General features: G+C 70.4%; 13 protein-coding genes and 1 tRNA gene. 5 read left to right on the top strand and 9 right to left on the bottom strand.

The window, feature by feature from the left end; all coding sequences use genetic code 11:
- Nucleotides 1–55: 55 nt before the first annotated feature.
- The gene (locus FYW95_RS21190) at nucleotides 56–1,099 is read left to right on the top strand and encodes an ATPase BagA (RefSeq protein ID WP_159944303.1); all 1,044 of its coding nucleotides are present in this window, start codon (nucleotides 56–58) and stop codon (nucleotides 1,097–1,099) included.
- Nucleotides 1,096–2,238: an ArsA family ATPase gene (locus tag FYW95_RS21185; protein ID WP_159944302.1), complete on the top strand. Its 1,143-nt coding sequence runs from the start codon at nucleotides 1,096–1,098 to the stop codon at nucleotides 2,236–2,238. Before FYW95_RS21190 ends, FYW95_RS21185 begins: the two co-directional genes overlap by 4 nt.
- A gap of 9 nt (nucleotides 2,239–2,247) precedes the next feature.
- Here the strand turns inward: FYW95_RS21185 and FYW95_RS21180 are convergent, their stop codons facing one another.
- Nucleotides 2,248–2,571 carry a WhiB family transcriptional regulator gene (locus tag FYW95_RS21180; protein WP_159944301.1) on the bottom strand — a complete coding sequence of 108 codons (324 nt, stop codon included), beginning with the start codon at nucleotides 2,569–2,571 and terminating at the stop codon, nucleotides 2,248–2,250.
- 453 nt (nucleotides 2,572–3,024) lie between these two features.
- On the opposite strand from FYW95_RS21180, the gene FYW95_RS21175 reads away from it, so the two are divergent.
- A complete protein-coding gene (locus FYW95_RS21175; RefSeq protein WP_159944335.1) occupies nucleotides 3,025–5,409 on the top strand; it encodes a penicillin-binding protein in 2,385 nt (794 codons plus the stop codon).
- Between the two features lie 52 nt (nucleotides 5,410–5,461).
- Here FYW95_RS21175 and FYW95_RS21170 read toward each other — a convergent pair whose 3' ends face one another.
- Nucleotides 5,462–5,923, bottom strand: a complete 462-nt coding sequence (locus FYW95_RS21170) for a GatB/YqeY domain-containing protein (RefSeq protein WP_159944300.1) — start codon at nucleotides 5,921–5,923, stop codon at nucleotides 5,462–5,464.
- Nucleotides 5,924–6,020: 97 nt separating this feature from the next.
- On the opposite strand from FYW95_RS21170, the gene FYW95_RS21165 reads away from it, so the two are divergent.
- A complete protein-coding gene (locus FYW95_RS21165; RefSeq protein ID WP_159944299.1) occupies nucleotides 6,021–6,941 on the top strand; it encodes a metallophosphoesterase in 921 nt (306 codons plus the stop codon).
- Between the two features lie 61 nt (nucleotides 6,942–7,002).
- A tRNA-Pro gene (locus FYW95_RS21160) sits at nucleotides 7,003–7,076 on the top strand.
- 114 nt (nucleotides 7,077–7,190) lie between these two features.
- Here FYW95_RS21160 and FYW95_RS21155 read toward each other — a convergent pair.
- The 7 genes from FYW95_RS21155 to FYW95_RS21125 all read right to left on the bottom strand — a co-directional run bounded on the left by FYW95_RS21155 (nucleotide 7,191) and on the right by FYW95_RS21125 (nucleotide 13,567).
- A complete protein-coding gene (locus FYW95_RS21155; RefSeq protein ID WP_159944298.1) occupies nucleotides 7,191–8,390 on the bottom strand; it encodes a tyrosine-type recombinase/integrase in 1,200 nt (399 codons plus the stop codon).
- A gap of 31 nt (nucleotides 8,391–8,421) precedes the next feature.
- Nucleotides 8,422–8,631, bottom strand: a complete 210-nt coding sequence (locus FYW95_RS21150; protein WP_159944297.1) for a helix-turn-helix transcriptional regulator — start codon at nucleotides 8,629–8,631, stop codon at nucleotides 8,422–8,424.
- Nucleotides 8,628–10,319, bottom strand: coding sequence for a replication initiator (locus FYW95_RS21145; protein WP_159944296.1), 1,692 nt, complete (start codon nucleotides 10,317–10,319; stop codon nucleotides 8,628–8,630). The genes FYW95_RS21150 and FYW95_RS21145 overlap by 4 nt, the downstream gene beginning before the upstream one ends.
- A 205-nt stretch (nucleotides 10,320–10,524) precedes the next feature.
- On the bottom strand, nucleotides 10,525–11,955 hold the full coding sequence (locus FYW95_RS21140) for an FtsK/SpoIIIE domain-containing protein (protein WP_159944295.1): 1,431 nt from the start codon (nucleotides 11,953–11,955) through the stop codon (nucleotides 10,525–10,527).
- The gene (locus tag FYW95_RS21135; RefSeq protein ID WP_159944294.1) at nucleotides 11,952–12,206 is read right to left on the bottom strand and encodes a hypothetical protein; all 255 of its coding nucleotides are present in this window, start codon (nucleotides 12,204–12,206) and stop codon (nucleotides 11,952–11,954) included. Before FYW95_RS21135 ends, FYW95_RS21140 begins: the two co-directional genes overlap by 4 nt.
- Nucleotides 12,207–12,308: 102 nt before the next feature.
- The gene (locus FYW95_RS21130; RefSeq protein WP_159944293.1) at nucleotides 12,309–12,710 is read right to left on the bottom strand and encodes a plasmid replication, integration and excision activator; all 402 of its coding nucleotides are present in this window, start codon (nucleotides 12,708–12,710) and stop codon (nucleotides 12,309–12,311) included.
- A gap of 116 nt (nucleotides 12,711–12,826) precedes the next feature.
- Nucleotides 12,827–13,567 carry a GntR family transcriptional regulator gene (locus tag FYW95_RS21125; RefSeq protein ID WP_159944292.1) on the bottom strand — a complete coding sequence of 247 codons (741 nt, stop codon included), beginning with the start codon at nucleotides 13,565–13,567 and terminating at the stop codon, nucleotides 12,827–12,829.
- Between the last annotated feature and the right edge of the window lie 49 nt (nucleotides 13,568–13,616).

Here is a 13,616-nt window from a genome sequence, read left to right as displayed (position 1 = left end):
CCCGCGCCCGGCGGCCTCCGGAACGGCGGGCGCGGGCGCGCGTAGACTCCCTGGGGTGAGCGAGGGCGAGCACGGACCGCGGCCCCCGGCGGACGCGAGGGCACGACTGCACATCGTCACCGGCAAGGGCGGGACGGGGAAGACCACGGCGGCCGCGGCGCTGGCGCGGGCGCTGGCCGCCGACGGCGGGCGGGTGCTGCTGGTCGAGGTGGAGGGCCGTCAGGGCCTCGCCACCCTGCTCGGGGTGCCGCCGCTGCCCTACGAGGAGCGGGAGATGCTCTCCGTGCCCGGCGGCGGCACGGTGTGCGTCCTGGCCGCCGACCCCGAGGCGGCGCTGCTGGAGTACCTGGAGATGTTCTACGGCATGCGCCGGGCCGGTCAGGCGCTGAACAGGCTCGGCGCCGTGGACTTCGCCACCACCATCGCCCCCGGCCTGCGCGACGTCCTGCTCACCGGCAAGGCCACCGAGGCGGTGCGGCGGCGCCGGGGCGCGCGCCGCAGGTCCGCCGACGCGCCCGCCACGGCCCCGTTCCACTACGACGCCGTGGTGATGGACGCGCCGCCCACCGGCCGGATCGCCCGGTTCCTCAACGTGAACTCCGAGGTCGCGGGCCTGGCCCGGGTGGGACCGGTCCGCAACCACGCGGACCGGGTCATGGAGGTCATCCGCTCCGCGCAGACGCGCGTGCACTTCGTGTCCCTGTTGGAGGAGATGCCCGTGCAGGAGACACGGGAGGGCATCGCCGAACTGGCCGGGCTGGGGATCCCGGTGGGCACGGTGCTGGTGAACATGGTGCGGCCGCCGCTGCTGGCGGAGGCCGACCTGGCCGCCGCCGCGTCGGCGGACGGCGCGGACACCGACGCGCTCTCCGCCGGGCTGAAGGAGGCCGGCCTGGAACACCCCGGGGAACTCGCGGCCGCGCTGGCGGGGGAGGTCCGGGCGCACGCCCTGCGCGTGGGCCTGGAGCGCCGGATGCGCGCCGAACTGGAGGCGCTGGGCCGCCCGCTGCTGGAACTGCCCCTGCTGGAGGGCGGTGTGGACCGCGCCGCCCTGGAGCTCCTGGCGCGGCGCCTCTCCGAACAGGGGGTGCGCCGGTGAGCGCCCCGGAGCCGTGGGACGTGGACGCGCTCGTGGACGACCCCGTGACGCGGATCCTCGTGTGCTGCGGCGCGGGCGGGGTCGGCAAGACCACCACCGCCGCGGCGCTGGGGCTGCGCGCCGCCGAGCGCGGACGGCGGGCCGTGGTGATCACCGTGGACCCCGCGCGGCGGCTGGCGCAGTCGCTGGGGCTGGAGTCGCTGGACAACACCCCGCGTCCCGTGCCCCTGCCCGAGGGAGCCGCGGGCAGCCTGCACGCGATGATGCTCGACATGAAGCGGACCTTCGACGAGGTGGTCGAGGAGCACGCCGACCCCGAGCGGGCCCGGCAGATCCTGGCCAACCCCTTCTACCGGACCCTGTCCACGAGCTTCTCCGGCACGCAGGAGTACATGGCCATGGAGAAGCTGGGGCAGCTGCGCCAGTCGGGGGACTGGGACCTGATCGTGGTGGACACCCCGCCCAGCCGCTCCGCCCTGGACTTCCTGGACGCGCCCAAGCGGCTGGGCCGGTTCCTGGACGGACGGCTGATCCGCTTCCTGGGCGCCCCGGCCAGCACCGGGGCGTTCCGGCTGCTCGGCGCCGGCGTCGGCATGGTGACGTCGGCGATCGGGCGGATCGTGGGCGCCCAGCTCCTCAACGACCTGCGGGCGTTCGTGGCGGCCTTCGAGACGGTGTTCGGCGGGTTCCAGGAGCGTGCGGAGCGCACCTACCGGCTGCTCCAGGCCCCGGGCACCGCGTTCGTGGTGGTGGCCGTCCCGGACACGGACGCGATGCGCGAGGCGGCCTACTTCGTCGAGCGGCTGGCCGCCGACTCCATGCCCCTGGGCGGGCTGGTGGTGAACCGGGCCCACCCCCTGCCGGAAGGTCCGGCCGCCGCGCTGGACGCCGGGCGGGCGGTGGCCGCCGCGGAGTCGCTGGAGCGCTCGGGCTCGCACCCGCTGGCGTCCGCGGCGCTGCGGCTGCACGCGGACAGGGTCCGCACCCGCGAACGCGAGAACCGGTTGCGGGACGCCCTGCTGTCCGCCCACCCCGGTGTTCCGGTGGCCGAGGTGGCCGCGCTGCCCGAGGACGTGCACGACCTGGCGGGGCTGCGCACGATCGGCGCGGCCCTGGCCGCGGCCGCCCGGGGCCGGTAGGGCCGGGGCTCAGGCCGCGGAGGAACCCTCGGCGTGCACGGCGGCGTAGCGGGCGAGGTCGTCCGCGCCCTCGCGGTCGGCCTCCTCCAGGAGGGGCCGCCACCGGGTGACCTCGGGGTGCTTGCGCAGCAGGGCGCGCCGCTCGCGCTCGGTCATGCCGCCCCAGACGCCGAACTCGACCCGGTTGTCGAGGGCGTCGGCCAGGCACTCAGTGCGTACCGGGCAGCCCCGGCAGATGAGCTTGGCGCGGTGCTGCGCGGCGCCCTGGACGAACAGCGCGTCCGGATCCAAACGTCGGCACAGCGCTCTGGTCGTCCACTGGTCGATCCACATTCCCTGCTCCCCTGTGTGCGCACCCGGCGCCGACGGGGCCTCCGGGTGGGGTCCCCGGTACACCCGAGCCCCGTGCGCCCCGGTCGTGCGGGAGGGCACGGTGGGCTCCCGCCGCCGCCTGGGGTGCGATGCCTCACGCCCACCCCACTGCTCAGAAAGTTACGGTCCTGTGCGCCTCGCCGACAGAACCCACTCGACCTACTTTCCGTCCCAACGAATATGGTCCGCTCGGGCCATTGCGGAGGGGCCCAGTAGCTCCGTGCGCCGGACGCGCGGCTCCCCGTACCGGCGAACCGCGGGGCGATTGGTCTGCGATAAGCATGAAAAGATGGCATGGGGGCACAGCCCGCGATACGCCGCGGGCGTTTCTGCGCGTTCGCGCATCATCCGTTCCACATCGCACCACTTCGCCCGTTCGTGGTCACCTAGTCTGATGGGGTGGGTCAGGGGACATTGCTTCAAAGAATCAGCCAACTGGTCGTCGTCGGCGTCATCGCGGGTCTTCTCGTGGCCGCGCTGGCCCTCCCCGCGGTCGGGGGACTGGGCATCACGGCGCGCAACGTGGCCAGCGGCTTCCTGGACATGCCCAGCAATCTCGAAACTCCGCCGCCGCCGCAGAGATCCACGATCTACGACAGCGAGGGCGGTGTCATCGCCGAGATCTTCGACCAGAACCGTGAGCTGGTCGAGCTCGACGACGTCGCGCCGGTGATGATCGACGCGATCCTCGCCATCGAGGACTCCCACTTCTACGAGCACGGCGGCCTGGACGTGGCGGGCACCCTGCGCGCCGCGGTGCGCACCGTCGGCGGCAACACCCAGGGCGCCTCCTCCATCACCCAGCAGTACGTGAAGAACGTGCAGATCGAGGCGGCCACCTCCCAGGAGGAGCTCGACGAGGCGCGCGAGGAGACCATCGCCCGCAAGATCCGGGAGCTGCGCTACGCCGTGGCCCTGGAGCAGAGGATGTCCAAGGACGAGATCCTCGAGGGCTACCTCAACATCGCCTACTTCAGCGACGGCGCCTACGGGGTCGAATCCGCCGCGCAGCACTTCTTCCAGGTGCCCGCCAGCGACCTGGAGCTGCACCAGGCCGCGACCATCGCGGGCCTGGTCCGCTACCCCTACCTCTACAACCCCCGCTTCTTCCCCGAGCAGACCATCGAGCGCCGCAACGTGGTCCTGGACCGGATGGTGGCCACCGGCGCCATCACCGAGGCCGAGGCCGCCGAGGCCAAGGAAGAGCCGATGGAGCTGGACCTGTCCACGCCGCCCAACGGGTGCGTGCCCAGCGGCCAGCCGTTCTTCTGCGACTACGTGGTGCAGGAGATCGAGCAGGACGAGCGCTTCGGCCCCAACGAGACCGAGCGGGCGCGCTGGCTGCGCACCGCCGGCCTGGAGATCCACACCACGCTCGAACCGCAGACCCAGCAGTCGGCGCAGGCGGCCGTGGACAAGTGGGTGCCGCGCACGAACGAGTCCCGCAAGGTCGCGGCCGAGGTGGTCATCGAGCCGGGCACCGGCCGGATCCTGGGCATGGTGCAGAGCCGCAACTACGGGCCCGACGAGAGCAAGCTCGGCGAGACCTCGATCAACTTCGCCACCGACGCGGACCGGGGCGGAAGCAACGGCTTCCAGGCCGGGTCGACGTTCAAGGCGATCACGCTGGCCGCCGCCCTGGACGAGGGGATGCCGTTCAGCACCGCGTTCAACTCCCCGTCCCAGGTGTCGATCTCGGGCCAGCGCAGCTGCAACGGCGGCACGCTGAGCACGTGGACACCCAAGAACTCCGGGGACACCGGCGCCGACACCACCCACAACATGGTCTCCGGCACCAAGGCCTCGTCCAACACCTACTTCGCGCAGCTGCAGCGCCAGGTGGGCATCTGCGACGTGATGAAGATGGCGGAGAAGCTCGGGCTCAAGCGCGCGGACGGGACCCTGTTCACCGAGAACGAGAACTCCCTGGCCAACAGCAGCTTCACGCTGGGCAGCGAGGAGGTCTCCCCGCTGCGGGTGGCCAACGCCTACGCCACCTTCGCCTCGGGCGGGATCTACTGCGAGCCGCAGGCGATCAGCCGGATCGAGGACCAGCAGTCGGGCACCACGATCGAGATCGAGCCGGAGTGCTCGCGGGCCATCGACGAGGACGTGGCCAACGGGGTCAGCTACCTGCTGTCCCAGACCTTCCACGGCGGCACCGCGAGCAACCTGGGCATCGGCCGCCCGGCCGCGGGCAAGACCGGCACCACCGACGGCTCCGCGGCGGCCTGGTTCGCCGGGTTCACCCCGCAGATGGCGGGCGCGGTCTTCGTCGGCGACCCGCGCGGTCCCCAGCAGTACCCGCTGCGCAACATCACGCTCGGCGGTCGGCCCTACGGCGTGGTCTACGGCGCGACGATCCCCGGGCCGATCTGGCAGGAGACCATGCGGGGCGCCCACGAGGGCGTGGAGGTCGAACAGCTGGCCTCGGCGCCGTCGAGGTTCGGCTCCACCTCCATGCCGCGTCCTCCCCAGCGGGAGAACGACGAGGACGCCAGCCCGGCCAGTGACGACGGCGGCGTGCCGAACGTCATCGGTCTGTCCGAGGCGGCCGCGGTGAACGCCCTGGAGGCCGCGGGCTACACGGTGAACGTGTCCGGGACCCGGGTGCGCTCCACCGAGCCGGAGGGCGCGGTGGCCGCGGTCAACCCCGACCCGGGCACGCGGCTGCCGGAAGGGGCCACGGTGAACGTGTTCCTGAGCCGCGGAGGCGGAACCGCGAGCGGAACCGAGGACGACGAGGACTGGTACCCGGTCCGACCCGCGTCGAGTCCCTCGTTCCGGGAGGGCGACTAGCGCACACGCGGAGGGGGCGGCGGGGTGTTCCCGCCGCCCCCTCCGCGTGTCGTCAGAGCCGTCCGGAGAGCTGGCGCTTGACCTCGGCGGCCACGCGGGAGCCCTCGGCCCGGCCCGCCACCCGGGGGTTGAGGGCCTTCATGACCTGGCCCATGGCCTTGGGGCTGTCGACGCCGGTCTCCACGACGGCCTCGGCCACCAGCCGGGTCAGCTCCTCGTCCGTGAGCTGCTTGGGCAGGTAGTCGGAGATGACCTCGCTCTCGGCCCGCTCCGCCTCGGCCTGTTCGGGACGGCCGCCCTTGTCGAACGCCTCGGCCGCCTCGCGCCGCTTCTTGGCCTCGCGGGTCAGCAGCCGGACGATCTCCTCGTCACCGAGGGAGCGCTGGGAGCTACCGGAGGACTCCTCGGTGGAGATGGCGGCCAGGACCATGCGCAGCGTGGCCGTGCGCACCTTGTCACGCGCCTTGATGGCGGTGGTCAGGTCGTTCTTGAGGCGGTCTTTGAGTTCGGACATGCACCGATCCTACGGCGGCGGCTCCGCGGCCCACCAACGGTTTGCGCGCGGGGGCCGCCGGATCTGCGACGATCGTTCGCGACAACGAAGGAGGGCGATGGGCGCCGACAACAGACGACTCCTGCGCCGGGTGGGGCGCGCGGCCGCCATCACGGGCGCCGTCGGAGCGGCGGGGCTGGTGTACGCCTCGGTCATCGAGCGCAACTGGTTCCGGCTGCGCCGCTACGAGCTGCCGCTGCTGCCGCCCGGCAGCCCGCGGCTGCGGATCCTGCACCTGTCCGACGCGCACCTCACGCCGGGCCGCAGGATGCTCATCGACTGGATCCGGGGGCTGGCGGAGCACGAGCCGGACCTGGTGGTCAACACGGGCGACTCCCTGGCCCACCCCCGGGCCGTGGGTCCGTTCCTCGAGGCCCTCGGGCCGCTGCTCGACCTGCCGGGCGCGTTCGTGTACGGGTCCAACGACCTGTTCTCGCCGCAGCCGAAGAATCCGGCCCGCTACCTGTGGCGGACCAGCAAGGACGACTACAACAAGCGCCGGGTGCCGGACCTGCCCTGGCGCGAGCTGGGCGGGGCCATGTCCTCGGCGGGCTGGCTGGACCTGAACAACCGGAAGGGCTCCCTGCGGGCGGGCGGCCTCGACGTCGCCCTGGCCGGGGTGCACGACTCCCACATCAAGCTGGACCGGTACGAGAAGGTGGCGGGTCGGGCGGACCCCTCGGCGGCCCTGCGCCTGGGGGTGCTGCACTCGCCGGAGCCGGCCAACCTGGACCGGTTCGCGGCCGACGGCTACCAGCTGCTGCTGGCCGGGCACACGCACGGCGGCCAGCTGTGCCTGCCGTTCTACGGGACCCTGGTCACCAACTGCGGCATCGACCGCAGGCGCGCCTGGGGACTGCACGAGTACGGCGACGCGTGGCTGCACGTGTCAGGCGGCCTGGGCACCTCCCCGTACGCCCCGGTGCGGTTCTGCTGCCGCCCGGAGGCCTCACTGCTGGACCTCGTGGCCTCCTCCTGAACCCCGGCGAAAAAGCGTGCGCGAGCACTCCCGGCGTCCGTTAGACTTGGGGACGTTGCTTCGGGGTGTAGCGCAGCTTGGCAGCGCGCTTCGTTCGGGACGAAGAGGTCGTGGGTTCAAATCCCGCCACCCCGACAAAGGAACGGGTGTCCACGCAGGTGGGCACCCGTTCTTCGTTTTCCGGGCTTGGAGCCCTCAGGACCGCAGTGCACATTCATTGCACATGGCGGAGGTTGGCCGTTCTGTTGGTCAGGCGGCGAGCACCCGCAGCCGCGCGGCGTCCATCGCCTCGGCGACCTCGTCCAGGCGATCAGGGAAGAGATGCCCGTACCGGTCCAGGGTCATCGTGGCCGTGGCGTGTCCGAGCATCGCCTGAACCACCTTCACGTCGGCCCCGGCGGCGATCGCCAGGGACGCGGCGGTGTGGCGGAGCTTATGGGGTGTGAGCCCGAGCCCGTCCAGACCCGCCGCCTTCACGGCCTTGCCGAACTCCCGGTTGCGCCAGTTGCGCAGACGCACCTCACTCCCCCGCTTGGTGGTGAACACCAGATCCGATTCCGCACGCCCCCGCACGAGCGGAAGCAGCTCGGCGACGAGGGACGCGGGGATGGGGACGGTCCGGCTCTTGCCCGTCTTGGGGGACTGTTCCACAAGCTTGCCCTCCACCTCGGCGAAGGCCGTCACGACCCGGATGCGCCGCCGGTCCAGGTCGACCCTGCCCACCCGGAGCGCGGCGGCTTCGTTGAAGCGCAGGCCGGTGTAGGCCAGGAGCAGGATCAACGGCCGGTTGATGTTCGCGGCGGCGGCGATCTGGCCGTACTTGGTGCGCAGTGATCCGGCCGCGTCCGCCAGCGCTTCCACCTGGCGGTGATCGAGGTAGACGTGTTCGGCCTCACTCGGCTTCGGAAGCGGGACGCCCCGGGCGGGGTTGGCGGGGAGCCGTCGAGGAACGCACCACTCCAGGACCATGGAGAGGACGCCGTAGGCGTGCCTGGTCTGGGAGGCTCCGAGGTTGGCCCCGCCCTCGTCCCGCGGCTTTTGGAGTTCGGCCACCCACACGGCGACGTCTTCCGAGTACACCGCCGAGATCGGGAGTTCTCCCCAGCGCGGCAGCACGTGCGCGTCGAGAAGCCCCCGGTACTTCCACCAGGTAGAGCGCTTGATGTCGGTGCGGGTGCTCAACCACTTCTCAGCCATCTCCGCCACGGTGACCTTGGCATCGTGCGGGTTGCGGTAGGAGCCCTCGTGAAGGCTGTTCTCGATCTCGGTCTGCTTCTTCTCCGCGTCCGGCTTCTTCTTGAAGGTGCCGCCGCTCTTGATCTTCCCGGAGGGGTCGTAGTAGCGGACCATCCAGCGCGCGGGAGGCGTGCGCCTGGTCGCCTTGGCCTTCTTCACCGCCTCCACGTACGCCTTGTCCTTGGTGCGGTCGTAGACCCACGCACGGGCCATGGGAGTTCCTTTCAGGGGGTGGAGGGTGGAGTCAGCGGGAGGTGACCCAGGCGCGGACCTCGGCGGGCACGTAGCGCACGTACCGGCCGATCCGGTGGGAGGGAGGACCGTCACCCTTGTAGCGCCACTCATAGAGCGTCTTGGGAGGCACCTGGAGGTAGGCGGCGGCATCCTTGACCGACCAGAGGGCAGCCTCAGGGCGAGGTCTGGGAGGGGTCGGTGTGGTGGGTGCGGGGGTCATGCGGCCCTCTCGTCGTATGTTGCCGAAAGATCGTTCCGCCGTGCGGTGTCGAGTTGGGCGCGGCGTTTGAGGGCTTCGCCCACAGCCCGGAGGAGGCGTTGCTCCCGAGGGGCCACGTCCGGGTCGGTGGGTCTGGCCAACTCCCATTCGAAGGAGCCGGAGGAGACCGAGGCCAGCACCGGGGGACGTGGGGTCTCCTCGTCGCCCTGGTCCTCGTTGGCCGGGTCGACGCCGAGGGCGTTGAGGACCCAGGCGAGCCGGTCCGCCTTGTGATCGGCGAGTGTCTTTCCCGACCACTTGCGCGAGACCAGGACGCGACGGCCCGCATAGCCCAAGTGCTCACGACGATGAGCCTTGGACCGGCAGAATCCGGGGCGCAGTCCGGCTTTGGCCTGATCGGGTTGGATGCCGTAGCGCAGCCAGTTCGCGCACCGGGGCGAGCACGGCTCGAAGCGGAGCGCGTCCAGGAGACGGTCCACGTGCTGTTCCTGGCGAACTATCTCGGCGGCATGGCACTCGGCGATGTCCTTGGTCAGGTACTTCGCCAGGTAGCGCACACACCGCGCGGCGTCCTCGGAACCGGCTACGACTCCTTTGGCGTCGACCTGTCGACCGAACCGCACCACGTGGAAGGGTTCGGCGTCCGGGTCAGCGTCGAGGGCATCCAAAGCCTCGTCCCAGGTGGGCAACACTTCGCCGGTCGACGTGTCGACATAGGACCCTGTCGCCTCGTCCCACTCGGGCAGGTGGTCCCCCTCGAAGCGGACCGTGTCGGCGGCAGGCCACCACACCTGGTGGTAGGTCGCGGCGGCGATCTGGCGCAGCTCCGCCCGGGGAATCGTGCCCCGGGTGGCCATGTGCAGGTGCGGGGCCAAGCGCCGTTGGGGTTCCACAGCCGCGAAGTACTGGACATCGAACCCCGCGACCCTGCGCAGGTTCTGCACGAACCGATCCACGAGCTTGGAGAAGTGCAGCGCGTCCCGAGCGGCACGGCGATAGTCGTACGTCGAGGGATCGACCGGGGTTCCGTCCGAGCGCACCCGACCGTAGGAGTCCAGGGTCAGGGTGATGAACAGCGAGGGCCGGAACACCTTCCCCGAGTTCGGATCGGTGAAGGCCCGACCGACCGTCTTACGGGTCATGGGACGCTTGGGCAGGTCAGGCACGTCCAGACGCCGCTTGGTCGAGCGCACCCGACGCGACCTCGACGAGCCCGAGGAGTCAGCGGAGCGGGTGACGGAGCCACGTAGGCCGGATGCGGTGATCTCCTCGTCCAGGTCCGCGATCGCCGCATCCAGAGCCGAGAGCTGTTCCGGGTCAGCGGCCCCGGTGGCGGCGAGGCGGTCCCGTTCGGCGGTGACCATCGCCCGCTGTTCCACCCATCCGCGCTGTTCCTCGGACGGCGGATCAGGTTTCACCACGGGTTCCTCGGCCAGGTGCCAGCCCTCTTCACACTGGGAGCGCCGCAGCGACCGCTTCCGCTTGGCGCAGGCCGGGCACCGGGATTCCAGCGTGGATCCGCACGGGACGTCGATCACCTCGGTGGCACCAGTAGCGATATCGGTGCGACGGAGGGAGACGGGGCGGATGCACACACCGTGGTCGGCAGCGACCTGTTCGGCCACCTCACGCGCGAGCGGTTGCGCGAGGCGTTCAGCACGGGTGGACTTACCGGTAGGAGTCGGCATCAGAGCACCACCCGGCTCTGGTTGCCCGCTGGAAGACGCTCTAGGCTCTGCCCATGCACCTCCGGAGCCTGCTGTGGGCCGCCCAATTCGTCGCGGTGTTCCTCCTGCTCGGCTCCGGCCACATCTGGTGGGCACTCATCGTCGCCACTGTTTCCGTGACCGCCTTGTGGACGTGGGATTTCTTCGAAGCTCGCACGGACCGCCATCATGAGGCACCACCCACCGAGCCGGAATCCACTCCGTAGGCAGCCGCCATGGTCGTGATGTCCTCGTCCGAGACGTACGCGGCCCGCACCCTTACTGGGGACGGGGAGCCTTCCAGGCGGACATAGGCCACACCGGGCAAGGCGGCGTCGATCAGGTGCGCCTCAGCACCCCGCTCCCGGGCGCCCTCACCAAGAACCATGTCCACCTGGGACGCCTCGTCCAACCTCAGGGCCACCTTGTCCGGGAACAGGTTCCGGAGGTTCATGACCTCCTTGCGCGGGTCCTGGAGAGCGGCCAAGACCGCGAAGCCGACCGAGCGGCCTTGTGAGGTCAGGGTGGCTATGGCGTTCTCCGCGCGACGGCGCACGTCCCGGTCGGGGTGGTAGGCGGTCAGAAAAGCCACCTCATCGAGCAGCACCACGACAAACGGGTCAGCCGTGGTCGGGATGTGGGAGCGCTGTTTGCCCGCGTAGCGTTCGGCCCGCTCCTGCATCGAGGTCACAGCGCGTTCGAGCAGGGCCACTGCGGATTCGCCGGTGTCGGCGTAGTGGGCGAACAGGCCCCGTCCGTAGGCCAGCTCCATGCGTTTGGGGTCGATCGCCCACACCTGCGCGGTGCCCTCGGAGATGGCGGGGAGCATGGCGCGGATGGTGGACCAGATCACCGAGCCCTTGCCGGCCCCGGTCACGCCGACCACGAGCACGTGGGTTCCGTGCAACCGCAGCAGCCACGGCGAGCCGTCTTCCCGCTGACCGACCGGGAGCGCGTCCAGGTCCGGGGAGGCAGGCACGGGCAGGGCGTCCAGGGGTTCGGCCAAGGTGTCCCGTCTCGGGAACTCCAACGTGATGTCCCGAGGCCCGTTGACCACCACACGGCAGGAGGGAGCCGCGAAACCGTGCGCCAGCTCGGTGACGCGGTGCTCGAAGTCGGCCGGGGAGGTTCCGGCCACCAGGGAGACGCGGACGTAGTCGGCCCAGGCGTTGCAGGAGACCCGGCGGATGCGGGGGAGGTAGCGGCGTTCCTGGTAGGACTCGGCCAGCCCAGAGATGACCAGAACCGGTTGCCAGTGCCGCCGGTATACGAACAGGTGCCGCCACCACGCCAACAGTCGGAACGTGACACAGGTCCGGTAGGAGCCGGGCCAGGTCCGCCACCAGATGAGGGACACCACCGCAGCGGCACCCCACAGCGAGGCGAGGCCGAGCCAGTCCAGCCACCACCAGGCCCCGAGCGTGGCGGACAGACAGGCGACCATGACGGGGAACCGGAACGGCAGGGTGAGAAGGAACCACACCAGTCGCCAGATCCACGAGGCCAAGACGAGGATCCCCGGGGTTTCCACGATCGGGGTCGTCCACCGCACGCCCTGGGCCGGGGTCGGCAGGGTCGGGGAGGACTGAGCGCTCCCCACCTTGGGTTGGCGCATCATCGCTGGCCACCGCCGTTCTCGTTCTCGATCTGGGCCAGGAGACGGTCACGGTCAGCACGGGCGCGGGCGGCGAAGGTCGCGGCCGTAGGGTTCTCGTCCCGGTCCGCGATCGTGGCGAACACCCGGGCCTTGAAGTCGAAGAACTCCGCACGCTCAGCGCCGGTGGTGGGCGGGGGGTTGGTCGCGTCCAGCAGCAGGCGGACCAGTTCCGGGCCGCTCAACCCGGACAGGTCACGGGGGTAATCGGACATACTGAAGACACCTCTTCTGAGATTTCGCAGTCGCAGGAGGGATTCAGGGGCGGCCCAGGTGTTGCAGCACCAGGCCGCCCCGCTTTCACGTCTGGGGCAGGGTCAGGCGGCATCCTTGGCCGGGGCACGGCGACCACCAGCACCAGGAGCCTTCACACCACGGGCCCGCAGCGAGTACGCCACCCGGGGACGACGACCCGAATCGTCTACATAGGGCATGACCGCCATCGTCTCGAACTCGATCGGCCGGAACGGCAGCCCGGGAACCTCGTCCGGCAGGGTCGGGCACACCTCGGCGGCGACCTTGACCTTGACCGACTTGGCCTTGCCCCGCGCTTCGGGGTCAGCGTCGATCACGTCCACCGCCCACAGCGGCAACCCGCTGTCCTTGTCGAGCTGGGGCCGCTTGGTCTCAAAGTCCGTGATCGCCTCCACCCCCAGCGCGAACGCACCGTTGGGGAACACCACCCCGAACGCGACGGGCAACGCACCCTGAATAGCCATCTGATCGACCTTCCTTATGATGTTCACTCAACCACTTGACCGATCGAGTGGGGATTAAGAATAACCGGCCACACTCGTCCGGACAAGTGGATATGTGGCCGGTCTTGGAGCCGCGTCTACACGGCCGGGTAGGAGTCCTCCAGTTCGTGCAGGTCACCGGGGAGCACCACCTCAGCGACCGCGATCACGTCCCCGGAGGCGTCGAGTATCCGCGCGGTGATACCCAGTACCGGGGTGCCCTCGTCCAGCCCCAGGGGTTGGCGTTCGGCACTGGTGGCCAGGCGGGCGCAGAGCCGTTCGACGACCTTGGAGGGCCGGAGCTGCTTGACCATCTGCACGTGTTCGCGTGCGCCGATGCTGATCGGCTGTGTCTCGCCCAGGTCGGTTCCCTCGGCCACGTCCAGGGGGAACCACAGGGTGACCAGCTCACTCGGTTCGCCCTCGTCCAGGACCAGGCGTTGACGCATGATCGCCGGGGAGCCCTCAGGCACACCGATCGCCTCAGCCACAGCGGCAGGCACCGGGGTGCGTCCGGCGGTCAGGATGCGGTTGTGCTTGGCCTCCTCGGAGGCGTCGAAGGCGCTGGCCCCGGCGTGGGAGCGTTCGGAACTCTGCTGTGGGACGCCGCGCACGAAGGAGCCGCGCCCGTGTTCGCGGTCGATCCACCCCTGCATACTCAGGATCTGTAGAGCGCGTACGACTGTGGAGCGTCCGGCCCCGAACTCGCGCACCATCCGTGACTCGGAGGGAAGCATCTCCCCCACCGGATAGGTACCGTCCTCGATGCGCTCTTGGATCGCCCGCACGATCTGTACGTACTTGGGCGGAGCGAACTCCAGACTCGACATGATGTCCACCTGGTGACTCTAGTACTCGTATGGTCGAGTAGCTTACTTGTGTTGTCGG

It is taken from the genome of Nocardiopsis sp. FR4 (genome assembly GCF_009830945.1).
Lineage (GTDB): Bacteria > Actinomycetota > Actinomycetes > Streptosporangiales > Streptosporangiaceae > Nocardiopsis.
The sequence above is the reverse complement of the archived record's forward strand: the minus strand, read 5'-3'. Positions and strand labels throughout refer to the sequence as shown.